20 protein-coding genes are annotated in these 20,822 nt (G+C 72.3%); 9 read left to right on the plus strand and 11 right to left on the minus strand.

Features of this window, described 5'->3' with window-relative positions; all coding sequences use genetic code 11:
* Nucleotides 1-16: 16 nt before the first annotated feature.
* Nucleotides 17-787 (minus strand): helix-turn-helix domain-containing protein, encoded by a 771-nt coding sequence (locus RBJ65_RS35425; RefSeq protein WP_306319522.1) that lies wholly within the window; start codon nucleotides 785-787, stop codon nucleotides 17-19.
* Between the two features lie 71 nt (nucleotides 788-858).
* On the opposite strand from RBJ65_RS35425, the gene RBJ65_RS35430 reads away from it, so the two are divergent.
* Complete coding sequence (locus RBJ65_RS35430) at nucleotides 859-2,109, plus strand: MFS transporter (protein WP_306319523.1); 1,251 nt, start codon at nucleotides 859-861, stop codon at nucleotides 2,107-2,109.
* Here the strand turns inward: RBJ65_RS35430 and RBJ65_RS35435 are convergent.
* Nucleotides 2,087-2,509: a Ser-Thr-rich GPI-anchored membrane family protein gene (locus RBJ65_RS35435; RefSeq protein ID WP_306319524.1), complete on the minus strand. Its 423-nt coding sequence runs from the start codon at nucleotides 2,507-2,509 to the stop codon at nucleotides 2,087-2,089. The two genes, RBJ65_RS35430 and RBJ65_RS35435, sit on opposite strands and share 23 nt — an antisense overlap.
* Nucleotides 2,510-2,816: 307 nt before the next feature.
* Between RBJ65_RS35435 and RBJ65_RS35440 the strand changes: the two genes are divergently transcribed.
* A complete protein-coding gene (locus RBJ65_RS35440; protein ID WP_306319645.1) occupies nucleotides 2,817-3,326 on the plus strand; it encodes a DUF5709 domain-containing protein in 510 nt (169 codons plus the stop codon).
* 50 nt (nucleotides 3,327-3,376) lie between these two features.
* Here RBJ65_RS35440 and RBJ65_RS35445 read toward each other — a convergent pair whose 3' ends face one another.
* Nucleotides 3,377-3,547 carry a hypothetical protein gene (locus tag RBJ65_RS35445; protein WP_306319525.1) on the minus strand — a complete coding sequence of 57 codons (171 nt, stop codon included), beginning with the start codon at nucleotides 3,545-3,547 and terminating at the stop codon, nucleotides 3,377-3,379.
* Between the two features lie 146 nt (nucleotides 3,548-3,693).
* On the opposite strand from RBJ65_RS35445, the gene RBJ65_RS35450 reads away from it, so the two are divergent.
* Nucleotides 3,694-3,996 (plus strand): YkvA family protein, encoded by a 303-nt coding sequence (locus RBJ65_RS35450; protein ID WP_306319526.1) that lies wholly within the window; start codon nucleotides 3,694-3,696, stop codon nucleotides 3,994-3,996.
* A gap of 25 nt (nucleotides 3,997-4,021) precedes the next feature.
* On the opposite strand, the gene RBJ65_RS35455 is transcribed toward RBJ65_RS35450, so the two are convergent.
* Together RBJ65_RS35455 and RBJ65_RS35460 are read right to left on the minus strand one after the other, a co-directional pair.
* Nucleotides 4,022-5,377 carry an MFS transporter gene (locus RBJ65_RS35455; protein WP_306319527.1) on the minus strand — a complete coding sequence of 452 codons (1,356 nt, stop codon included), beginning with the start codon at nucleotides 5,375-5,377 and terminating at the stop codon, nucleotides 4,022-4,024.
* Nucleotides 5,378-5,563: 186 nt separating this feature from the next.
* Nucleotides 5,564-6,229: a TetR/AcrR family transcriptional regulator gene (locus tag RBJ65_RS35460; protein ID WP_306319528.1), complete on the minus strand. Its 666-nt coding sequence runs from the start codon at nucleotides 6,227-6,229 to the stop codon at nucleotides 5,564-5,566.
* 87 nt (nucleotides 6,230-6,316) lie between these two features.
* Between RBJ65_RS35460 and RBJ65_RS35465 the strand changes: the two genes are divergently transcribed.
* Both RBJ65_RS35465 and RBJ65_RS35470 read left to right on the plus strand, forming a co-directional pair.
* Nucleotides 6,317-7,231, plus strand: a complete 915-nt coding sequence (locus RBJ65_RS35465) for a shikimate dehydrogenase (RefSeq protein WP_306319529.1) — start codon at nucleotides 6,317-6,319, stop codon at nucleotides 7,229-7,231.
* 82 nt (nucleotides 7,232-7,313) lie between these two features.
* Nucleotides 7,314-9,104: a bifunctional sugar phosphate isomerase/epimerase/4-hydroxyphenylpyruvate dioxygenase family protein gene (locus RBJ65_RS35470; RefSeq protein ID WP_306319530.1), complete on the plus strand. Its 1,791-nt coding sequence runs from the start codon at nucleotides 7,314-7,316 to the stop codon at nucleotides 9,102-9,104.
* Here RBJ65_RS35470 and RBJ65_RS35475 read toward each other — a convergent pair.
* On the minus strand, nucleotides 9,101-9,679 hold the full coding sequence (locus tag RBJ65_RS35475) for a DinB family protein (protein ID WP_306319531.1): 579 nt from the start codon (nucleotides 9,677-9,679) through the stop codon (nucleotides 9,101-9,103). The two genes, RBJ65_RS35470 and RBJ65_RS35475, sit on opposite strands and share 4 nt — an antisense overlap.
* Before the next feature lie 83 nt (nucleotides 9,680-9,762).
* On the opposite strand from RBJ65_RS35475, the gene glsA reads away from it, so the two are divergent.
* The 3 genes from glsA to RBJ65_RS35490 all read left to right on the plus strand — a co-directional run bounded on the left by glsA (nucleotide 9,763) and on the right by RBJ65_RS35490 (nucleotide 14,437).
* On the plus strand, nucleotides 9,763-11,574 hold the full coding sequence (gene glsA / locus RBJ65_RS35480) for a glutaminase A (protein ID WP_306319532.1): 1,812 nt from the start codon (nucleotides 9,763-9,765) through the stop codon (nucleotides 11,572-11,574).
* 15 nt (nucleotides 11,575-11,589) lie between these two features.
* Nucleotides 11,590-12,825 carry a 4-hydroxybenzoate 3-monooxygenase gene (locus tag RBJ65_RS35485; RefSeq protein WP_306319533.1) on the plus strand — a complete coding sequence of 412 codons (1,236 nt, stop codon included), beginning with the start codon at nucleotides 11,590-11,592 and terminating at the stop codon, nucleotides 12,823-12,825.
* A gap of 85 nt (nucleotides 12,826-12,910) precedes the next feature.
* On the plus strand, nucleotides 12,911-14,437 hold the full coding sequence (locus RBJ65_RS35490) for a helix-turn-helix transcriptional regulator (protein ID WP_306319534.1): 1,527 nt from the start codon (nucleotides 12,911-12,913) through the stop codon (nucleotides 14,435-14,437).
* A 4-nt stretch (nucleotides 14,438-14,441) separates the two neighbouring features.
* Here the strand turns inward: RBJ65_RS35490 and RBJ65_RS35495 are convergent, their stop codons facing one another.
* Nucleotides 14,442-15,179, minus strand: a complete 738-nt coding sequence (locus tag RBJ65_RS35495) for a dienelactone hydrolase family protein (RefSeq protein ID WP_306319535.1) — start codon at nucleotides 15,177-15,179, stop codon at nucleotides 14,442-14,444.
* A 150-nt stretch (nucleotides 15,180-15,329) separates the two neighbouring features.
* Entirely contained in the window at nucleotides 15,330-15,698 is a 369-nt protein-coding gene (locus tag RBJ65_RS35500) for a hypothetical protein (protein WP_306319536.1), read from the minus strand.
* 339 nt (nucleotides 15,699-16,037) lie between these two features.
* Between RBJ65_RS35500 and RBJ65_RS35505 the strand changes: the two genes are divergently transcribed.
* Nucleotides 16,038-17,333: a low temperature requirement protein A gene (locus RBJ65_RS35505; protein WP_306319537.1), complete on the plus strand. Its 1,296-nt coding sequence runs from the start codon at nucleotides 16,038-16,040 to the stop codon at nucleotides 17,331-17,333.
* 380 nt (nucleotides 17,334-17,713) lie between these two features.
* Here the strand turns inward: RBJ65_RS35505 and RBJ65_RS35510 are convergent, their stop codons facing one another.
* The 3 genes from RBJ65_RS35510 to RBJ65_RS35520 form a co-directional block, all read right to left on the minus strand.
* The gene (locus tag RBJ65_RS35510; protein WP_306319646.1) at nucleotides 17,714-19,372 is read right to left on the minus strand and encodes a thiamine pyrophosphate-binding protein; all 1,659 of its coding nucleotides are present in this window, start codon (nucleotides 19,370-19,372) and stop codon (nucleotides 17,714-17,716) included.
* A gap of 2 nt (nucleotides 19,373-19,374) precedes the next feature.
* A complete protein-coding gene (locus tag RBJ65_RS35515; protein WP_306319538.1) occupies nucleotides 19,375-20,181 on the minus strand; it encodes a cyclase family protein in 807 nt (268 codons plus the stop codon).
* A gap of 63 nt (nucleotides 20,182-20,244) precedes the next feature.
* Entirely contained in the window at nucleotides 20,245-20,784 is a 540-nt protein-coding gene (locus RBJ65_RS35520; protein WP_306319539.1) for a DinB family protein, read from the minus strand.
* Between the last annotated feature and the right edge of the window lie 38 nt (nucleotides 20,785-20,822).

Consider the following 20,822-nt stretch of genomic DNA (forward strand, 5'->3'; position numbering starts at 1 on the left):
GCGAGGCCCGGGGAACTCAGCTGAAGTACGCGGTCGGCCGCGTGCCGAGTGCGCGGCGGAACATCGCCGTGAACGCGCTTGGCGTGGCGTAGCCGACCGCGCCGGAGACCTTCGTGACGGGCACGCCCCTGGCGAGCAGCGTCACCGCGTGAATGAGCCTGGCCTGCTGAACCCAGCGGGCCAGGCTCATTCCTGTCGAGGCCGCGAACCCGCGCTGCAGACTGCGAGCGCTGAGGTGCGCGTACGCCGCCGCTCGCGGTGTCGTCCAGTGCTCGCCGGGTCGTTCGCGGATCGCCGCGCACAGGGCGTCCAGGTGCGGGTCCGCCGGCGTCGGCAGGTGCAGCGCGGGCACCGGGTGCGGGGCGAGTTCGTGCAGCAGCAGGCTCATCAGGACGCCGTCGCGGCCCTCGGTGTCGTACTCCACCGGGAGCCGCGTCGCTTCGTCGATCAGCTCGCGCAGCAGCGGGGACACCGAGACCACGGTCGGCTCGGCGGGCAGCCGCACCGTCGCGTCCTCGGCGATGTAGAGGGTGCGCATGGCGACGGCTCCCGCGCAGGTCATCGCGTGCGTGAGGCCGGCCGGGAGCCAGGCGCCGCGGGTGGCGGGCACGACCCAGGAGCCGTGTTCGGTGGTGACGGTGATGGCGCCCGTCGTGCCGTAGATCAACTGGGCGCGGCGGTGGTGGTGCGGCGGGATGTGATGGCCGTCCGCCAGGTCACGGGCCATCGCCGCCAAGGGACGCGGCACGTCCTGGTAGTCGTCCCGGTCCTCGCTCTTTCCGTACATGGCGCACTCTCGACAGGTTCTGGCTCGACCACGAAAGTGTGCCATCGGTCGGCGGCCTAACGTCGCGGTATGTGAACGCCGCACCTCATCCCAGAACCCAGGCCCCCACCGTCCTCCTCGCGGTCACCTGCGCCGTGACCGCCGCGAACGTCTACCTCTGCCAGCCGATCCTCGGCTCCGTCGCCGCCTCCCTCGGCGCCTCGCCCGACGCGCTCGGCCCGGTGGCGACCGCCACCCAGCTCGGCTACGCGCTCGGCATCCTGCTCGTCGTCCCGGCAGGCGACAGCCACGACCGGCGACGCATCGTCCTCGCCCTCACCGCCGCCTCCTCGCTCGCCCTCGCGGCCTGCGCCCTCGCCCCGAACGTGGCCTTCCTGGCGGTGGCGAGCCTCGTCCTCGGGCTGTGCTCGCCGGTGCCGCAGCTGATCACCCCGCTCGCCGTGGCCCTGACGGACGCGGAGGGCGGCGGAGCAGGGCGCGGGCGGACCGTCGGAGCGGTGCAGGGCGGACTGCTCGTGGGCGTGCTCGCCTCGCGCGCGTACGCGGGCGCCCTTGCCGAGATCGCCGGGTGGCGCACCGTGTACGTCACGTCATGCCTGCTCGCGCTGGCGCTGATGGGCGTGCTCGCGCGCCGGCTGCCGACCGCGCCGGGACGCGACCCCATCTCGTACAAGACGGCCCCGACCTCGTACAAGACCGCCCTCGCCTCGCTGCCCGGCCTGGTCCGGCAGCCGCTCGTGGCGCGGGTCGTGGTGTCGGGGGCGCTGGTGGGGATCGCGTTCGGCGCGTTCTGGACCACGCTGACGTTCCTGGTCACGGACACGTACGGGTTCGGGTCGACGGCCGCCGGGATGTTCGGCCTCGTCGCCGCAGTGAGCGCGCTGGCCTCCCCGTACGCGGGGCGGAGCGCGGAGCGCCTCGGCAGGCGCGGAGCCATCGCCCTGCTGACCACCCTGGTGCTGGCCGGCTGGCTGATCCTGCTGCCGGGAGGCGCGGGAGGCAATGGCTCGCTCGTGGCGCTCGTCGTCGGCGTGATCGTCCTCGACGTCGGCGTCTGGGGCGGTCAGGCCGTCTGCCAGACCGTCCTGTTCACCCTCGACCCGGCCGCGCACAACCGCCTCAACACGGTGTACTTCACCCTGCGCTTCCTCGGGATCGCGTTGGGCTCGCTGGCCGGCACCGTGGCGTGGGCCGCGGGCGGCTGGCCGGGCGTGGTCGCCATGGGCCTGGCCGCGACGGGGGCCGGGCTCGTCGTCGGGGTGCTGCCGGTCCGGGCGCGGGCGAAGGCGCCGGACGCGGTCAGCGCGGGCCGGGAGCGGTGAGGCGGGCCCCGTCGGCCACGGCGGGGCCGCCCGCGGGCCGGGACTCGGGGCCCACCGCGAACGAACGGCTGTAGCCGCGCTCGTCGCCGTCGCGGCTGACGAGCTCGATCGCGTAGCCGTCGCCGTCCGGCACGTTCGGCAGGACGGTCGACGTCTCGCTGCGGGGCGCCGCGGTCAGCCGCGAGGCGAGCTGCACGACGCGGGCCGCGTCGCCCCGGACCAGCCACATGTCGAGCTTCTTGCCGGTGCCGTTGCGCCACGTGACGAACATGCTGCCGCCCGAGGTGTGCACGGAGTCCGCCGTGGGCTCCGTGACGGCCAGGCCCTGGGCGGGCGGCGCCGCGGGCACGAAGGCGAGCAGTGGGGCGGCGGCGAGGGAGAGGAATCCGGTGCGGCGCATGCGACGACCTCGTTCCGTTGAATCGATGGGACAGATGAGGTGGGACGGATGAGAAGTCGGCCGGACGGGTTTCCGGCCGTAGATCTTCTTCCCGTAGTCGCGCGGTCACTCAAGGATTTCGCCACCAGCCCCACCCCACGAGGGACGTTCCTGTCCCCGAACCGGTGGCGTCGGCAGGACAGCCGCGCCGCGCGGGAGCATCCTCGCGCACGCGCGCGTGGCCCCCCGAAGCGGCCGGGCCGCCGGTACTGGTGCACGCTGGATGTGTGACACCGAGCACGGCGACGAGGAGACGAGGCGATTCGACATGACCGAGCGCGGCGACGACTCGGCCATGGGCGACGAGGTGTATCAGCCCTCGGGCCCTGACGTGCGCGACGACGAGGGCATCCTCGAAGTGGAGGACACCCTCAACGACCGCGGCGTGGACCCGTACGACGAGGGATGGTCGCCGCCCGAGCGCCCGCTGGCCGTCGAGCACACCGGCAACACGGCGGCGGAGCGGCAGGCGGGCGAGACGCTCGACGAGCGCCTCGCGGAGGAGCGGCCCGACCCCGTCATCGACGCCTACGAGGCGTTGGAGTCCGGTGAGGACGGCGACGACGGCGTGGGGGATCTCCGCGACGGCGACGGCGAGCCGCTGGACTCAGAGGTGGGCACATGGCGCGCGGGCCGCCTGATCGCGCCGGACGAGGGCGCCCACGAGGACACCGAGAAGGACATGACGGCGACGGACGCCGGATTCGGCGGGGGAGCGGCGTCGGCGGAAGAGGCCGCGGTGCACGTGGTGGACGACGAGGAGACCTGGGGCCCGTAGGGGGCCGGAGAGATCCGGAGAGAGGTCCGCAGCGGCCCGGAGGGCCTACGTCACTGTCCGAGCACCATCGCCGTGAGCATCAGCGCCGCCGCGGCGAACGCCGTCGCGAGCGCGAGGAGCGGTGGGCCGAGCGCCACGTCGCCCGACACCATCCGCCGCGCCGTGATGCCAATGCAGACCACGCCGATCCCACCCAGGATCATCGCCACGAAAATCAGCACCGATCGCCCCTCCGGCTCGCGAACTCCCGCTTGCGTGTTCGGAACTCATCCTCGCCCGACGAGCCGCGCCTCGCATGTGGGGAGACGACCGGCCCATACCGTCTAACCTGGGACGTCTCGACCGCACGAGCCAGGGGGGGACCGGAATGGACAGCACCGCGTGGATCGTTCTCGGCGGCCTCGTGGCGCTCGCGATGCTGGCGGCCGCCGCCGTGCTCCTGGTCCGGGTGTTCAAGGCGCGCAAGCTGCTCGTCGACGCGGGCATTCCGTTGCAGCACAAGGCGCTGTTCTGGGCCGCTGTCGTCTACACGATCTCGCCGGTCGACCTGATCCCCGACCCGGTGTACCTCGACGACATCGGGGTGCTGCTCGTCGCCCTGAAGATGCTGCACGGCGCGGCGCGCAAGGCCGGCGTCGGCACCGGAAAGCGCCGGACCTCGACTCCCTGAGGCCCGGCGCCAAATTCGCCCGGCCTCAGACGGCCGCTTCGGGCGCGTCCTTCAACACGCCGTGCCCCGCATCCCGTTCGCCCAGCCGCGCGGTCGGCACCTTGGCCGTCTCACGGGCCGTCAGACCCGCGATCACGGGCGGCACGCACAGCGCCGCCGTGAACAGGGCCACCGCGAACCAGTCGTTGCCCGGGCCCGCGATCTGCGCCGCGAACGTCACCGCGAAACCGGAGATGGCGAAGCCGATCTGGGTGCCGATCGCCAGGCCCGACAGCCGTACGCGGGTGGGGAACATCTCGCCGTAGAAGGCCGGCCACACGGCGTTCGCCGCGCTGTAGACGACGCCGAACGCCAGGATGCCGAGCACGAACGTCAAGGCGTACGAGCCCGTGGAGATCGCCCACAGGTAGCCGAACATCAGCAGCGCGCTGCCCACGGCGCCCGTCAGGAAGACGGGCCTGCGGCCGATCCGGTCGGCGAGGCGCGCCCACAGCGGGATCGCGGCGAGCGCCACCAGGTTGGCGAGCGCGCCCACCCACAGCATCGCGGAGCGGTCCATGCCGACCGTGTCGCTCGTCGCGTACGACAGCGCCCACACGGTGAAGATGGTGCTCACGGAGGCGACGAGCGCGCCCCCGATCACGCGCAGCACGTCCACCCAGTGGTCGCGAAGCAGCACCGCGAGCGGCAGCTTGGCGACCTCGCCGGACTCGGCCTTGCGGGCGAACTCGGGCGTCTCGTCGAGCGAGCGCCGGATGACGTAGCCGACGACGGCGACGCCGAGGCTCAGCCAGAACGGGATCCGCCAGCCCCAGGACAGGAGTTGGTCCTCGGGCAGCGCCGCGATCGGCAGGAAGACGACGGTGGCGAGGAGTTGGCCCGCCTGGGTGCCGTTCAAGGTGAAGCTGGTGAAGTACGCGCGCCGGTCCTCCGGCGCGTGTTCCAAGGTCATCGAGCCCGCGCTCGACTGCTCGCCCGCCGCCGAGATGCCTTGCAGGATGCGGCAGAGCACGAGCAGCAACGGCGCGAATCCGCCGATCTGTTCGCGGGTCGGCAGACAGCCGATCAGGAACGTCGACAGGCCCATCAGGACCACCGTGAACACCATGATCTTGCGGCGGCCCAGGCGGTCGCCGATGTGCCCGAGGAAGAACGCGCCGACCGGCCGCGCGGCGTACGCGACGCCGAACGTGGCCAGCGAGAGCAGGGTGGCGTCGGCCGGATCGGACTCGTCGAAGAACACCTTCGGGAAGACGAGCGCGGCGGCGCTGCCGTAGATGAAGAAGTCGTAGTACTCGAGGGCGCTGCCGCTCCAGGCGGCGATGGCCGCCTTGCGGGGCTGGCCCTCTGGTGCGCGCGGTGGCTGAGCGGGGACGGACACGCGGGCTCCTTGAGCGCTGGGCAAGGGCTGGGCTCATCGACCCGGCGGACCGGAGGCCGGCCGGGTTAATTAACCCACTGGATAGTTAGTAGCGGATGGCCAGCGATGTTGCGCCCGTGTTTCCCGCCTGTCAAGAGGTCGCGACGAGGAGGTACGTGCCGATCACTGCTCGGTCCAGTGCTCGGTTCAGCGCTCGGCGCCGCCCGTCGTCAGGTACGCGATCACCATGTCGCCCAGCATCGTCCGGTAGTGCTCGCGGCGGTCCGCCGCCGTCAGGTCGCGGCCGAACAGGGCGCCGAACGTGGACCGGTTGGAGACCCGGAAGAAGCAGAACGAGCTGATCATCGCGTGCAGATCGACCGCGTCCACGTCCGCCGTGAAGACGCCCTCCGCCCGGCCCGCCTCCAAAATCCGGCGGATCACGTCGATCGCGGGCGAGTTGAGGGAGCCGATCGTCTCGGACGCCGTGATGTGCTCGGCGTCGTGGATGTTCTCGATGCTCACCAGGCGGATGAAGTCCGGGTGCTGCTCGTGGTGGTCGAAGGTCAGCTCGGCGAGCCGGCGGATGGCGGCGACCGGGGCGAGGCCCTCGACGTCGGCCTCCTGTTCGGCCTCGCGGATCACCGCGTAGCTGCGCTCCAGGACGGCCGTGAACAGTTGCTCCTTGCCGCCGAAGTAGTAGTAGATCATCCGCTTCGTGGTGCGGGTGCGGGCCGCGATCTCGTCGACGCGGGCGCCCGTGTACCCGGCGCGCGCGAACTCCTCCGTGGCGACCTTGAGGATCTCGGCCTTGGTGCGGGCCGCGTCACGGATGCGCCCCTGGCGGGGAGCCGGGTCTTCGACAGTGGTCATCCGGCGATTGTAGGAGCCGGGGGTTCCCACGGGGGCGCCGGGCTTGATATGAGTAACGAACCAGTTCGTACATTACGGAGGACCTTCGTGCCCCAGGACTCGTATCTCGTCGGTCTGATCGGCGAGGGCATCGGTCCCTCGCTCAGCCCCGCCCTGCACGAGCGGGAGGCCGACCGGCAGGGCCTGCGGTATCTGTACCGGCGGCTCGACATCGCCGAACTCGGCGTACGCCCCGAGGGCGTGGGGGAGTTGCTGCGGGCCGCCCGCGCCGTCGGCTTCGACGGCCTGAACGTCACGCACCCCTGCAAGCAGCTCGTCATCGAGCACCTCGACGAGCTGTCGCCGCAGGCCGCCGCGCTCGGCGCGGTCAACACCGTGGTCTTCGAGGAAGGCGGCCGGGCCGTCGGCCACAACACCGACGTCACCGGCTTCGCCGCGTCCTTCGCGCGCGGACTGCCCGACGCCCGCATGGAGCGCGTCGTCCAGCTCGGCGCAGGGGGAGCGGGCGCCGCCGTCGCGCACGCCGTCCTCACCCTGGGCGCCGGCCGCGTCGTCCTCGTCGACGCGCTGCCGGAGCGGGCCGCCGCCCTCGCCGCGTCCCTGAACCGGCACTTCGGCGAAGGGCGCGCGCTGCCGGCCGCGCCCGACGCGCTTGCCGCGCACCTCGCCGAGGCCGACGGCATCGTGCACGCCACCCCCACCGGCATGGCCGCCCACCCCGGCCTCCCGCTCCCCGCCGAGCTGCTGCGCCCCGCCCTGTGGGTCGCCGAGGTCGTCTACCGGCCCCTGGAGACCGAACTCGTCCGCACCGCGCGCCGCGCGGGCTGCGACGTACTCGACGGCGGCGGCATGGCCGTCTTCCAGGCCGTCGACGCGTTCCGCCTGTTCACCGGGCGGGAGCCGGACGCCTCCCGCATGCTCACCCACTTCGCCGATCTGGCAGGCGCGGAGACCGCACTACGAGCAACCCCAGCCATCCCCTCAAGCCCCTGCGGCGATTGAGCAGCGGGGCACGGGGCAGAGCCCCGATCTTTTGAGCCCGACCACCGCAACCCTCCGACCCGCCCCCTCCGGAAGGAGCCCCGTGCGCACCTCCATCGCCACCGTCTCGCTCAGCGGATCGCTCACCGAGAAGCTCACCGCCGCCGCCCGCGCGGGCTTCGACGGCGTCGAGATCTTCGAGAACGACCTGCTCGCGAGCCCCCTCACCCCCGAGGACGTCCGCGAGCGCTGCGCCGACCTCGGCCTGAGCATCGACCTGTACCAGCCGATGCGCGACATGGAGGCCGTGCCCGACGACGTGTTCGCGCGCAATCTGCGGCGCGCCGAGCACAAGTTCCGGCTCATGCGACGCCTTGGCGCCGACACCGTCCTGGTGTGCTCCAGCGTGTCACCGCAATCCGTCGGCGACGACGCGCTCGCCGCCGAGCAGCTGCGCCAACTCGCCGAGCGGGCAAGCGACTTCGGGATCCGGGTCGCGTACGAGGCGCTGGCCTGGGGCCGGCACGTCAACACGTACGACCACGCCTGGCGGATCGTCGAGGCCGCCGACCACCCCGCGCTCGGCACCTGCCTCGACAGCTTCCACATCCTCGCCCGCGGCACCGAGGGCAGGGACCTCGAAGGCATCGAGGACATCCCCGGCGACAAGATCTTCTTCCTGCAACTCGCCGACGCGCCACTGCTCGACATGGACGTGCTGCGCTGGAGCCGCCACTACCGCTGCTTCCCCGGGCAGGGCGACCTCGACGTCGCCGGACTGCTGCGGCACGTCCTGCGGGCCGGATACCAGGGGCCGCTGTCCCTCGAAATCTTCAACGACGTGTTCCGGCAGGCCGAGGCGGGGCCCGCCGCCGTGGACGCGCTGCGCTCGCTCCTCGCACTCCAAGAGGCCGTGGGGGAAGGCGGGTTGCCCAAACCCGTGGTGCCGACGGGCGTCGCCTTCGCGGAACTCGTCACCCCCGACGTCGCCCCGGCCGCCGACCTCCTCGCCGCCCTCGGCTTCACCCGCACCGGACGCCACCGCGGCAAACCGGTCGACCTGTGGGAGCAGGGCGAGGCCCGCGTGCTCCTCAACACCGGGCCAGCCGCCCGCCGCGACGGCACCGTCCTCGCCGCCGTCGGCCTGGAGTCCCCCGGCCCGGCCGCCGCCGCCCGCCGCGCCGAGGCCCTGCTCGCCCCGGTCCTGCCGCGCCGCCGGGGAACCGGCGACGTACTCCTCGACGCGGTCGCCGCACCCGACGGCACCGAACTCTTCTTCTGCGCCACCGGCCGCCCCGAACTCCCCAGCTGGACCCGGGACTTCGAGCCCACGGGGGAGCGGCCCGCCGAGACCGACATCACCGGCGTCGACCACCTGCAACTCACCCAGCCCTGGCACCAGTTCGACGAGGCCGCCCTCTTCCACCGCAGCGTGCTCGGCCTCGAACCGACCGCGAGCGTCGACGTCGCCGACCCGTACGGACTGCTGCGCAGCCGCGCCGTCGCCACCGCCGACGGCGCCGTCCGCATCGCGCTCGGCGCGGGACCGGGCCCCGGCGAGGACCAGGACCGCGCCCAGCACATCGCCCTCACCACGGACGACGTCGTCGCGGCCGCGCGCCGCTTCCGCGAAGCGGGCGGTGAGCTGCTGCCGATGCCGGGGAACTACTACGACGACCTCGCGGCCCGCTTCGAGTTCGCGCCCGGCGAGCTGGAGACGTACCAGGACCTCGGCATCCTCTACGACCGCGACGCACACGGCGCCTTCCGGCACTGCTACACCCGCACCGTGGGCCGCGTCTTCTTCGAACTCGCGCAGCGCGACGACGGCTACCAGGGGTACGGGGCGCAGAACGCGCCGGTACGGCTTGCGGCGCAGCACGCGCCGAACTAGCCGGCGGCCTTCGCGGCGATCTCCTCCAGGCGGGCCCGGTACCGCTCCCACTCCAGCGGCGGCAGGCTGTCGTTGTCCGCGAGGTAGCCCGCCGCGCCGTCCAGGCCCTCGCGGAGGATGTCGGCCTGGCCCGCGTGCCGCTGGGTGTCTCCCAGGACGCGTACGAGGAGGTGGTGGAGCGTGGCCTCGTTGCGCTCCTTCGGCCACCACGGCACGGCGCCGACCGTGTCCAGGGAGAGTTCCCGCACCGACGCGTCGGCGTGCGTCCAGGCCCGCCGGTAGCGCTCGACGATCTCCTCGCGCGATTCGTCGGCGGCCGCGAACATGTCGGCGTTGTTGTCGTACATGTCCTGGGCGTCGGGCAGCGGCACGTCGTGCGCCCGGCCGAACGTGTCGCAGAGATACCCCACCTCCACCCCCGTCAGATGCTTGACCAGGCCCAGCAGATTGGTGCCCGTCGGCGTCAGCGGGCGCCGCGCGTCGTACTCGGACAGGCCGTCGAGCTTCCACAGCAGGGCGTCGCGGGCGTCCTGGAGGTAGCGCAGGAGATCGTTCTTGCGATCGGTGTCGGTCATGCGGTCACTCTGCTGCCTCGGACGGCCGCGGGCCAGAGGTTTTCGAGAGGCAGCGGCGTACCCCATACGCTTCGATGGGCGGAATGGGACACGAGCCGGAAGCCGCAGCGCACGACGCACACGACCCGCTGACCGCACTCCTCGACCGGGTGCGGCTGCGGCTGCGCGATCTCAACGACGGCGAGCCCGCCTCGTACATCCCGGAACTCGGCCGCGTCGACCCGCGCCTGTTCGGACTCAGCCTCTGCACCCTCGACGGGCAGGTCTACGGGAGCGGGGACACGGCCGTGCCGTTCACCGCGCAGTCCGTGTCGAAGCCGTTCGTGTTCGCGCTCGCGCTCGCCGACCACGGCCTGGAGAACGTGCTCGCGCGGGTCGGCGCCGAGCCGAGCGGCGAGGCGTTCAACTCGATCCGCCTCGAACCCGGCACCGGACGCCCGCCCAACCCGATGGTCAACGCCGGTGCCATCGTGACCAGTTCACTCGTCGCGGGGGACACCCCGAAGGCCCGCTTCGACCGCATCCTGGAGGGGCTGAGCGCCTTCGCGGGGCGGCCCCTCGCCGTCGACGAGGCCGTGTACGCCTCCGAGTGCGCCACCGGCGACCGCAACCGCGCCCTCGCCTACCTCATGCACAACGCCGGTTCGCTGACCGGCGACGTAGAGGCGGAGCTCGCCGTCTACTTCCGGCAGTGCTCCGTCCTCGTCACCTGCGACGACCTCGCCGTCATGCACGCGACGCTCGCGGGCGGCGGCATCAACCCCGTCACCGGCGAACGCGTCGTCGCCACCCGGCACGCCCAGCACGTCCTCGCCGTCATGGCCACGTGCGGCATGTACGACGCGTCGGGCCAGTGGATGCTGCGGGTCGGCATGCCCGCGAAGAGCGGGGTGTCCGGGGCGATCGGGGTGGCGCTGCCGAGCCAGTTCGGTATTGGTGTGTTCAGCCCGCCGCTGGAGGAGAAGGGCAACAGTGTGCGCGGCATCGCCGCCTGCCATCTGATCTCCGACCAGTTCGGGCTGCACCTGATGCGCGCCACCGCCCCCGAACGACGCCCGCTGCCGCCCCGCTCCCTGCACTCCACCCCGCTGCGCTCCCTGCGGCACCGCACCCGCGCCCAGCGGGCCGCCCTCGACACCCACCCGGAGCGGATCCGCGTCCACGTCCTCCAGGGCGACCTCGACTTCGCCACCGCCGAACAGACCCTGCGCGCCGCCCTCGAACTCCCCGACCCCGTCCGGTGGTTCGTGCTCGACCTCACCCGCGTCGGCCGCATCGAACCGGTCGCCGCCGACCTGCTGCGCGGCCTCGCAGAGGAACTGCGCGCCCGCGACCTGCGCATGGTGCTCGCCGACCCGGACGAACGGCAGGCCATGACCCGCACCACCGACGAGTTCCCCGACCTCGGCCGGGCCCTGGAAGCCTGCGAGGACGAACTCCTCACCGGGCTCGGCCTCGACCCCGACCTGCCCGTGCCGCTCGCCGACTGCGACCTGTTCGGCGCCGCCGACGCCGGGCTGCGCGCCGCCCTCTCCGAGGCCTTCGACGCGCTCGACCTCCCGGCGGGCGCGTCGGTCGAGCCCCCGCGCGCCCGGCCCCTCGACCGGATCGTCCTCTGGTACGTCGAGTCGGGGCGGCTCGCCGTGTGCGCCGACGCCGCCGACTCCGTGACGACGCGCCGCACCTGGTCGGCCGGCCCCGGCGCCGCGCTCACCCCCGCCGACTTCCCGCCCCGCCGCACCCGCAACGTCGTCGCCGAACGCGACACCCGCTGCCGCACCCTCACCGCCGCCGGGCTGCGGCGGTTGCGCGACCGGGTGCCCGAAGCGGTCGCGTTTCTGGAACGGGCGCCGCTGGAGGGCGCGGAGACGGTGGATCGCGGCGACGTCGTCTGACCCATAATGGGCCGCATGACCGACGCCGAGACCGGCCCCAACTCGCCCATCCCGCACCGCACTTCAGGTTCCGCGTCGGTCGTCGTCGTCGGTGCGGGGCCCGCCGGACTCACCGTCGGGAACATCCTGCGGGCCGCCGGTGTCGACTGCGTGGTCCTGGAGTGCGAGACCCGTACGTTCGTCGAGAGCCGGCCGCGGGCCGGTGTCATCGAGGAGTGGGCGGTGCACGCCCTCGACCGGCGCGGCCTCGCCACGAACCTCCTGGACCGCGCCGAGCGGCACACGGCGTGCGAGTTCCGCTTCGCGGGCGAACGACACCACTTCCGCTACGCCGAGCTGACCGGGCAGCACCACTTCGTCTACCCCCAGCCACTGCTCGTGACCGACCTCGTGCGCGAGTACGCCGACGTACGCGGCGGAGACATCCGCTTCGGAGTACGCGACGTACGCCTCCACGACCTGGAAGGCGACCGGCCCTCGGTCTCGTACACCTGCGGCGAGACCGGTCAACGGCGCGTGCTGCACTGCGAGTTCGTCGCCGGGTGCGACGGGGCGCGCGGAGTGACACGCGAGGCGGTTCCCGCCGGTCGGGTGCGCGTCGCGCGGCACGACTACGGCATCGGCTGGCTGGCCCTGCTCGCCCAGGCCCCGCCGTCGGCGGACAGCGTCCTGTTCGGCATGCACGAGGAGGGCTTCGCCGGGCAGATGCCGCGCAGCCCCGACGTCACCCGCTACTACCTCCAGTGCCCGCCAGGCGACGACCCGGACACCTGGTCGCACGAGCGCGTGTGGGACGCCCTGCGCCGTCGCCTCGCCGCGCAGGGCGCCAAGCCGCTGACCGAGGGCGAGTTGATCGAGAAACGGGTCCTCGACATGCACGACTACGTCACCGAACCCATGACGTACGGCCGCCTCCACCTGGCGGGCGACGCCGCCCACCTAATCGCCCCCATCGCGGCCAAGGGCCTCAACCTCGCCCTGCACGACGCGTTCCTGCTCGCGGACGCGATCGTGGCGCGCCAACTGGCGGGCGACGAGCGGGGGTTGGAGGGGTACGGGGAGGTCTGTCTGCGGCGCGTATGGGACTACCAGGAGTTCTCGCAGTGGTTGTCGGAGGTGTACCACGGGGCGTCGTACGGTGACCCGTTCCGCACCGGCACCGCACTGGCGAGGCTGCGTCGCCTGTTCACGTCGCGGGCGGCGGCCATGGCGTTCGCGGAGCAGTATCTGGGGTCGGCGGACAGGTACTGAGGTCATCAGGTACTTCGTACGTAGATCGAATATGGCAGAATCGCGCCGTGCCGGATCGGGAAGTCGAGTGGGAGGCGAGCGGCGCATGAGCGACTTCGACGCGATCGACTCACTGCTGGCCTCCGTCACCCCCGAGGCCGAACTCCCCGCACCCGACGTACGGCGCGAGCTGCGCGAGTCGGCCCGCCTGACCAAGGCGCAGGTGGCGCGGGCGCTCGGGGTGAACCCTTCGACGCTCTCCGCGTGGGAGGCGGGGCGCGACCCGGCGGGCGAGATCCGGAGCAAGTACGCGTACTTCCTCGACGGTCTTGCGGCGAAGCTCGCCGAGCCCGAGCACGAGCCCGCGGCGGAGGCGCAGGCGGAGGCGGAGCCCGAACCGGAGACCGCGCCGGCCGCCGTCCGGCAGGATGAGGGCGACGACGTCGAAGCGCTCGCCGAGGCCGAGCCGTGCGTACTGTGCGGGCAGCCCGCACAGCAGCGCGTCGCCGGTTTCGCCCAGCACCTCGACCCGGCGGACTGCGGCACGACACCAGCCGCGGCAGAACCGGAACAGAAACAGGAACAGGAAGCGGAGCCGGAGTCCACACCGGAACCGGCGCCCGCCACCCGCCCCCGCCCGCAGCGCCGCACCACCCCCACCCGCCGCGCCTTCCAGCCGGCGAACGAGCCCACCGACTTCATCGGGCGGACGGTCGGCGCGGCACTCGCCGAACACGCGGGGGACGTCGAGGCGGCGACCGCGGCGCTGATCAAGCGCGCGATCCCGGACGCGATGGCGCTCCTCGACGAGACCCGCAAGGGCGCCAGGTACGACGTCGTCGCGTACCCGTGGATGCCGGACGTCCTGAAGAAGCGGACCTCTCGCGGCGCCGACGAGATCTGGGAGGCCCGTCCCAAGTGGACGCGGGCCGAACTGCCGCCCGGCGAGCACGAGGTGACCGCGCTCGACATCAACGGCGCCTACCTGTCCGCGCTCAAGACCCACCTGCCGATCGGGCAGTTGGAGCACTCGACCGGGTTCGGCCACGACCGGCGCCGCTCCGGCGTCCACCTGATCACGCCGCCGCACTGGGACCACGAGGCGGACCTGCCGAACCCGATCGGGCAGCGCGACGAGCCCGGACCGCTGTGGGTGACCGAGCCGACCCTGCGCCTGTTGCAGCGCCTGTCCGGTCCCAAGTACGGGCTGTGCGAGCCGCCCGAGATCCACGAGTCGTACACCTCGGGCGCGACCGAGAACCTGCTGGAGAAGTTCCGCACCGCTCTCAAGGACGCGCGGGACACGGCGATCGCCGCCGACGACGAGGTGACCCTGGAGTACGTGAAGGCCATGTACTCCAAGTTCGTGTCCACCATGGGGGAGTCGAACTACAACCGGGACCTGTACCGCCCCGACTGGATGCACCTCATCCGCTCCCAGGCCTTCTCCAACCTCTGGATGAAGGCGCTGAAGAGCCACGAGGAAGGACTCACCGTCGTACGGGCGATGGGTACGGACGAACTCCACGTCATCGGCGACTGGCGGCGGGTCTTCCCCGAGGGGCGCGGCGTCACCGAGGTCAAGGTCAAGGACGTCTACACGGCGGGCGCCGCGCCCGAGGGCGAGGAGTAGCCGCTCAGGCGGCGTCGCGCAGGGCGCCGTCGAGCAGGGGCAGCAGCCGGTCCCAGTGGCGCTTCAGCGCGTCCGCGTCGAAGGCGGAGGTGTCGGCCATCGTGAAGCCGTGCACGCTGCCCGGGTACAGCTCGATGGCGTGCTCGACGCCGGCGGCCTCGAAGGACTTGTTCAACTCGGCGACCGCCTCGGGCGTGAGGTCGCCCTCGGCGAGGCCGAGGTGGACGCGGGCGGCGACCTTGTCGGCGGAGAGATGCGCGCTGTCGGGGGCGTCCGTGACGAGCATGCCCGGGTGGAATCCGGCGACGGCGGCGACCCGGTCGGGGCGGGCCGACGCGGTGCGCAGCGCGAGCGCTGCGCCCATGCAGTAGCCGGTCACACCGATCCCGCCGTCGGCGACCTCGGCCTGTGCGGTGAGGAAGTCGACGTAGGCATCGGCGTCGCTCAGGGCGCGCTCGGCGGTGTGCTCCTCGAGCAGCGGCATCAGCTTGCCGAAGATCTCGGGCCTGTTCTCCTCGCTGATGTGCTCGGGAAGCTCCACGACGGGCGTGGCGCCGCGCCGGTAGTAGACATTCGGCGCGAGGACGTAATAGCCGTGTCCGGCCAGTTCGCGGGCGAGCTCCTCGATCACGGGACGCACTCCGAAGGCGTCCATGTAGAGCAGCACGCCCGGGTGCCGGGCACCGTCGTCGGGGTGGGCGACGAAGGCGTCGGCCTGTCCGTCGGAGGTGGGGATGTGCACGGTCCTGCTGGCTGTCGTGCTGCCTGTATTGCTGCCTGTGTTGCTGGCGATGGGGGATCACCTTCCTGGGACAACCGGTCTTTCCTTGGACGACCGGTACCAGTGCACAGTACAGACATCGGCTGTGGGTGATTCCCGCGCGGGGCCGTCTCAGGGGCTGTGCCGCTTGCTCGCCCAGAAGACGGCGCGGGCCGCTCTTATCCGCTCGGCCTGGCGGCAGGGGTCAAGCGCCGACTTCAGTGCGGTGCGCAGGAGTTGGGCGTCGGCGAGCCTGCCGGAGCCGTCCGGAGGGGTGCGCCACAGGAACGAGTGGTGGCGGACGCCCGTGATGGCGTCGGCGTCCGGCGAGGGCATCGACAGCTCCTCGCCCGCCGTGAGCATCCGCACGTCCTCCGCCTCCGGCCAGTCCGCGCCGTCCGTCGCGTCGAGGCCGGTGAGGATGTAGAAGACCGGGCGCGGCTTGGCGTGCTCCTCGAGCACCGGCACGGCGTCCGCCTCCTTGCCCAGCTCCCACAACACCGTCAGACCGAGGGGCTGTTGTACGCACAAGGCGTCCCAGGCGCGGCCCGCCGGAAGCCTCGCCAGAAACGGCGAACGCTCCCAAGCGGCATATGCCGAACTCGGCTTACGGTGACAGGAGGCCAACCACTGCGCTCCGTCCATTGGCCGACCATACGTCAACTCGCCTGTCTGGTCAGGGGATTCGCCGATCTCGGGTGACTGGCCGGTAGGGGGTGGCCGGTAACGGCCGCGACCGGCCCGGACTTTCCGTTTGGCACATGCCAGGCGGTGCGTTCCCGGGGCGCGCCGCGCACGGCACTCCGCACATGCGGCACCTGTTGCGTAGATAATTCCGGTATGCCGGATTCTCTCGACGTGGTGGACGAGCCCGCCGCCGAACGCCATGCCTCGTGGCTGGAACTGTTCTTCGACCTGATCGTCGTCGCGGGCGTGGGACAGCTCGCCCACCTGCTGCACACCGGTCCGACCTGGGCCGCGCTCGGCGAGTACGGGCTGCTGTTCCTGGCGTTCTGGTCCGTCTGGGTCATGTTCACGATGTACGGCAATGTGGCCCAGGACCGGGCCCGCACGCTCGTCGTCATCGTCGCCATGTTCGGGATGGCGGTGATGGCGGCGGCCGTGCCCGGGGTGCGGGAGTCGGACGAGAAGGCGTTCGCGTTCGCCCTCGCCTACGTGGTCGTGCGCACGATCGCGTCCCGCGCCGCGAACCGGCCCGGGCAGGTGGTCGTCGACCTGCCGATCCTCCAGCTCAGCGGCGGGCTCGTGCCGTGGATCGTGTCGCTGTGGGTGCACGGGGACGGCCGCCTGTGGCTGTGGGCGCTGGGCCTCGCCATCGACGTGTTCGTCATGGTGCGGGTCTCGCGCGCCGGGATGCAGGAGGCGGTAGACGAGCACTGGGACCAGGCCAGGGAGCGCGTACAGCGAAGGCTCGAACAGGAGGAACGCCGCGCCGACGCCGGGCGCCCCGCCCGGGACATCGGCGAGCGGGGCCGCCGGGCCCTGCAGAAGCCCGAGCTGGTGACCGCGGACCTCGCGCACCTCTCCGAACGCCTCGGCCTGTTCGTGCTGATCGTCCTCGGCGAGGGCCTCGTCCAGTCCGTCGACGCCGCCGGAGAGGCCGAGTGGAACGGCTCGGTGCGGATCGTCGCCGTCGGCGCCTTCGCCATCCTCGTCCTCGTGTGGGCGCTCGCGCTGCTGGGCGGCGCGCACGGGCTTCCGCTGCTCGCCCCTGAGGCGCTCCCCGTGCACCTGGTGCTGCCGCTGCACTGCCTGTTCGCCGGAGCCGTGGCGGCGCTCGCGGCCGTGCTCGGCAGGGCGGTGGCCGACGCGGACAGCGCCCTGCCGGGGCCCGCGCGGATGCTCCTCGGCGCCGTCGTGGCACTGATCCTGGTCACCGCCGCGGTGTGCGCGAGGGCCGCGGGCCGAGGTTGGGGGTGGACGGCGGGCGCCGTGCTGCCGGCCCTCGTGGTGGCGGGCCTGCTGATCGTGGGCCAAGGGCCGACCGTGTCGGAAGGACTGGGCACCGGGCAGGCGGTCGTCCTCGCGGCGTTCGCCGTCGGCTGGCCAGTGGCATGGCGCGCCCGGCGGGACGCACAAGCGTCCCCCATGCGCACAAGCACACAAGACCACTAAGGAGAAACACTCAGGCCGCGACAGAAATATGCACGTGCCCATGGCTCATGCGAATTCGGCCGACCTAGGCGCAAAGCAGGTCTTGAGACGCCTCTGGCATGTGCCATACGTTTGGATGTACCGAAGGGGGTAACCCTCTTCAACGCCCCTGGTCCCCGGGCAACTTGGCTGTAGACGCCACAGTCGCATCGCCGACAACGCGACTGTGGTCCTCCGTCCGAGGTGTGCCGGCTGGGGCTTCCTCCCGCGGTCCCGCGGCACACTGGACGGAACCGACGAGGAAGCGCGCGAAGGGGAGCCGTGCTTTCTCGTGGGTGACCCCCGCCGATGTTCGTATCCGATTCCCGGCGGGGGTCGCCGCCGGTCCCGAGGGACCGGCCTCAGTGACCGAAGGCCTCGTGAAGCCACCAGGAACCCTCGTCGCGCGTCGTCCTCGCGTCGATCACCATCGGCCGGTCCGGCGCCTTCAGCCACTCGGCGAGCGGGGCCAGATCCTCCTCCGCGGTCACCGTCAGCGCCGCGCAGCCCTGGCCGCGGGCCAGCGCCGCGAGGTCCGTCTCGGGGAAGGTGACGGTCGACAGATCGGGAGCGGGCGCCCCGGCCTCGTGCCCGAAGTGGTGCACCTCGGCGCCGTACATGGCGTCGTTGTAGACGACCACCAGGAGCGGCAGCCCGAGCCGTACCGCCGTCTCCAACTCCGATACGCCCATCAGGAATCCGCCGTCCCCGCAGGCCGCCACCGGCAGCCGGTCGGGGCGGGCGAGCGCCGCGCCGATCGCCGTCGACAGGCCGAGGCCGATGGACTGGAAGGCCTGCGTGAAGCAGAGGCCGTCCTGGTCGGGCACGTCGAGGTACATGCTCGGATAGCCCATGAAATTGCCGGAGTCGACGGCGACCGTGCGCGCGGCCGGAAGCATGCGGTCGAGCGCGATGGTCAGCGTACGAGGATCGATACGGCCCCCGCCCGTGCCGTCCTCGTACGGGACCTGCGGCCAACGCCCCTCGCTGGCAAGGCGTTTGGCGACGTCCGGGGTGCGATAACCGGTGACCCGCGCCGCGTCCGGCAGGTGTGAAGCGGTGTCGTTCGCGGTCTCCGTGACACCGCCCCACAGGCCCAGGTCGATGTCGCGGGTGCGGCCGAGGGCCTCGCGGTCGACGTCGACCTGGACGACCCGCGCCGTGTCGGAGATGAGGCGGCCGTGCCGCATGGTCCACATGTTCAGGGCGCAGCCCCAGCCCACGATCAGGTCGGCGCCCGAGATCAGCTCGGCGGCCAGCGGCGTCGCGAAGCCGCCCGCCACATCCAGACACCAGTCGCCACCGGGCCGCCCGGCGAACAGGCCGCGCGCCACCGCCGACGTGGCCAGCAGCGCCCCCGTGCGTTCGGCCAGCGCGGCGATCGCCTCGCCCGCCCCGGCGGAGCGCGCGCCACGACCCGCCACGAACACCGGCCGCTCGGCGCCCCGCAGCAGCTCGGCGAAGGACTCGACGTCCGAGGCCGCAGGGCGGGGCAGCCCGGGGGCCGGACGGCGGCGCGGCGCCACCGCGTCGGCGGGCAGCGGCTCGTCCTGTACGTCGATGGGAACGTTGAGGACCACCGTGCGGCGCTCCTCGGCGCACAGCCGGAACGCGCGGGTGACGTCGTCGAGCGCCGTGCGCGCGGAGCGGACGCGCGCCGACACCGCCCCGACGCCCTCGGCGATGGCCGGCTGATCGACGTGGAAGTTCGACGTGCGCCCCGTCGCCTCCGCCGTCACCACGAGCAGCGGCGTGCGGCTCTTCGCGGCCTCGGCTACCCCCGTCAGGGAGTTGGTGTACCCGCAGCCCTGGTGCGTCGTGAGAACCGTGACCTCGCCGCTCGTGCGGGCGTGGGCGTCCGCCATGACGGCGGCGCCGCCCTCGTGCCGCGCCGCCACGAACCGCGCGCCCGCCGCCACGAGCGCGCCCGTGACATGGAAGTTGCCGCTGCCCACCACGCCGAACGCGGTGCGCACACCGAGCCGGTGCAGCTCGCGGCCGATGGCTTCCCGTACCAGCATGCTCACGCGCCCTCCGTGACAGGGGCGAGCGCGAGTACGCGGGTGGGGCTGCCGGAGCCGCCGACGATGCGCAGCGGCGCGACCACCAACACCGTGCCCGTAGGCGGAAGTTCGGCCACGTTGCGCAGTTGCGTGACACCGTACTTGCCGTTGCCGAGCATGAAGTGGTGCACGGGGAAGGGCGGTTCGAAGCGGAAGGCCTGACCGGCGTCGGTGCCGACCGTCTCCACGCCGATGCCGACGATCCCCGTCTCCTCCGCCAGGTACCGGGCGCACTCGGCGGTGAGACCGGGGGTGTGCGGGCCGTTGTCGTCCGCGTTCAGGAACGCCGTCTCGTCGTCGGAGCGGGTGTCCCACCCCGTGCGGTACAGCAGCCAGCCGCCCTCTGGCAGGGCGCCGTGCGCACGCTCCCACGCCTTCAACTCGTCGAGCCCCAACAGATGATCGGGGTCCTTGGCACACTCGGCCGACTTGTCCACCACGACGGCAGGACCCACCAGCCGCGCCGCCGGCACACTCCCCACGTCCTCCAGGTCCCGCCCCGACGACCAGTGCACCGGAGCGTCGAAGTGGGTACCCACGTGCTCGCCCGTGTGGATGTGGTTCTGGAACGAGATCTCGCCCGGATCGTCCCAGTCGGCGATCCGCTCCAGCTCGAAACGCGGTATCGGGCGCATCGGTTCGGGCAGCGGAAGGATCGGTGTCCCCGAGGACAGCGGCGCCGTCAGGTCGACGACGCGCACCGAGCCGTCGGCGAGCGAGGCGAGCAGTTCGGTGGTGACCTGGGTGTTCGCACGTGATGATGTCATGGCTGACATCATCGGTCCTCGGGACACCGGCGGGCCAGTCACCAACGGGCCCGAACAGCACACCTAGCCCATGCTCTTGGAACCGTCCAGGGACTCGCGGATGATGTCGGCGTGGCCCGAGTGCTGCGCGGTCTCCGCGACGATGTGGATCAGGACCTGGCGGATCGACCACTCGGCGCCCGGCTCGTTCCACGGGGCCTTCGGCAGCGGCCACTTGTGGTCCAGGTCGGCCACGGTCGCCACCAGCTCGTCGGTGGCGCGCGCGGTCTCCTCGTAGGCGGCCAGCACCCCGGCCAGTGTCTCGTCGGGGCCCAGCTGGAAGGTCCTCTCGCGGGCCGCCCAGTCGTCCTCGGTCATCGCCGTGAAGTCCGGCATCGCGGCAGGGCCCTTGAGGATGAAGCCCGCCCAGCCGCGCTCCACCTCGGTGACGTGCTTGATGAGACCGCCGAGGCACAGCTCGCTCGCCGTGGTGTGCTGCCGCGCCTGGTCGTCCGTCAGGTCGCGGGTGGGGAAGGTCAGGAAGTGCCGCTGCTTGGCCAGTGCCGCCAGGAGGTCGGCGCGCTCGCCCGTGACGGGGGTGGTGGTCTGCTCGCTGGTGGTCATGGTGTCCGCCTCTCGCGTCGGTGAGCCCGTTCGGTGCT

The sequence above is a fragment of the Streptomyces sp. KL109B genome, from assembly GCF_030766935.1.
In the GTDB taxonomy this organism is placed as follows: domain Bacteria; phylum Actinomycetota; class Actinomycetes; order Streptomycetales; family Streptomycetaceae; genus Streptomyces.

Excerpts from the sequence above, each read along its gene's own strand:
- RBJ65_RS35425 (WP_306319522.1), bottom strand. The coding sequence starts at position 787 with ATGTACGGAAAGAGCGAGGACCGGGACGACTACCAGGACGTGCCGCGT.
- RBJ65_RS35435 (WP_306319524.1), bottom strand. The coding sequence starts at position 2,509 with ATGCGCCGCACCGGATTCCTCTCCCTCGCCGCCGCCCCACTGCTCGCC.
- RBJ65_RS35440 (WP_306319645.1), top strand. The coding sequence starts at position 2,817 with ATGACCGAGCGCGGCGACGACTCGGCCATGGGCGACGAGGTGTATCAG.
- RBJ65_RS35450 (WP_306319526.1), top strand. The coding sequence starts at position 3,694 with ATGGACAGCACCGCGTGGATCGTTCTCGGCGGCCTCGTGGCGCTCGCG.
- RBJ65_RS35460 (WP_306319528.1), bottom strand. The coding sequence starts at position 6,229 with ATGACCACTGTCGAAGACCCGGCTCCCCGCCAGGGGCGCATCCGTGAC.
- RBJ65_RS35475 (WP_306319531.1), bottom strand. The coding sequence starts at position 9,679 with ATGACCGACACCGATCGCAAGAACGATCTCCTGCGCTACCTCCAGGAC.
- glsA (WP_306319532.1), top strand. The coding sequence starts at position 9,763 with ATGGGACACGAGCCGGAAGCCGCAGCGCACGACGCACACGACCCGCTG.
- RBJ65_RS35485 (WP_306319533.1), top strand. The coding sequence starts at position 11,590 with ATGACCGACGCCGAGACCGGCCCCAACTCGCCCATCCCGCACCGCACT.
- RBJ65_RS35490 (WP_306319534.1), top strand. The coding sequence starts at position 12,911 with ATGAGCGACTTCGACGCGATCGACTCACTGCTGGCCTCCGTCACCCCC.
- RBJ65_RS35505 (WP_306319537.1), top strand. The coding sequence starts at position 16,038 with ATGCCGGATTCTCTCGACGTGGTGGACGAGCCCGCCGCCGAACGCCAT.
- RBJ65_RS35510 (WP_306319646.1), bottom strand. The coding sequence starts at position 19,372 with ATGCTGGTACGGGAAGCCATCGGCCGCGAGCTGCACCGGCTCGGTGTG.
- RBJ65_RS35515 (WP_306319538.1), bottom strand. The coding sequence starts at position 20,181 with ATGACATCATCACGTGCGAACACCCAGGTCACCACCGAACTGCTCGCC.
- RBJ65_RS35520 (WP_306319539.1), bottom strand. The coding sequence starts at position 20,784 with ATGACCACCAGCGAGCAGACCACCACCCCCGTCACGGGCGAGCGCGCC.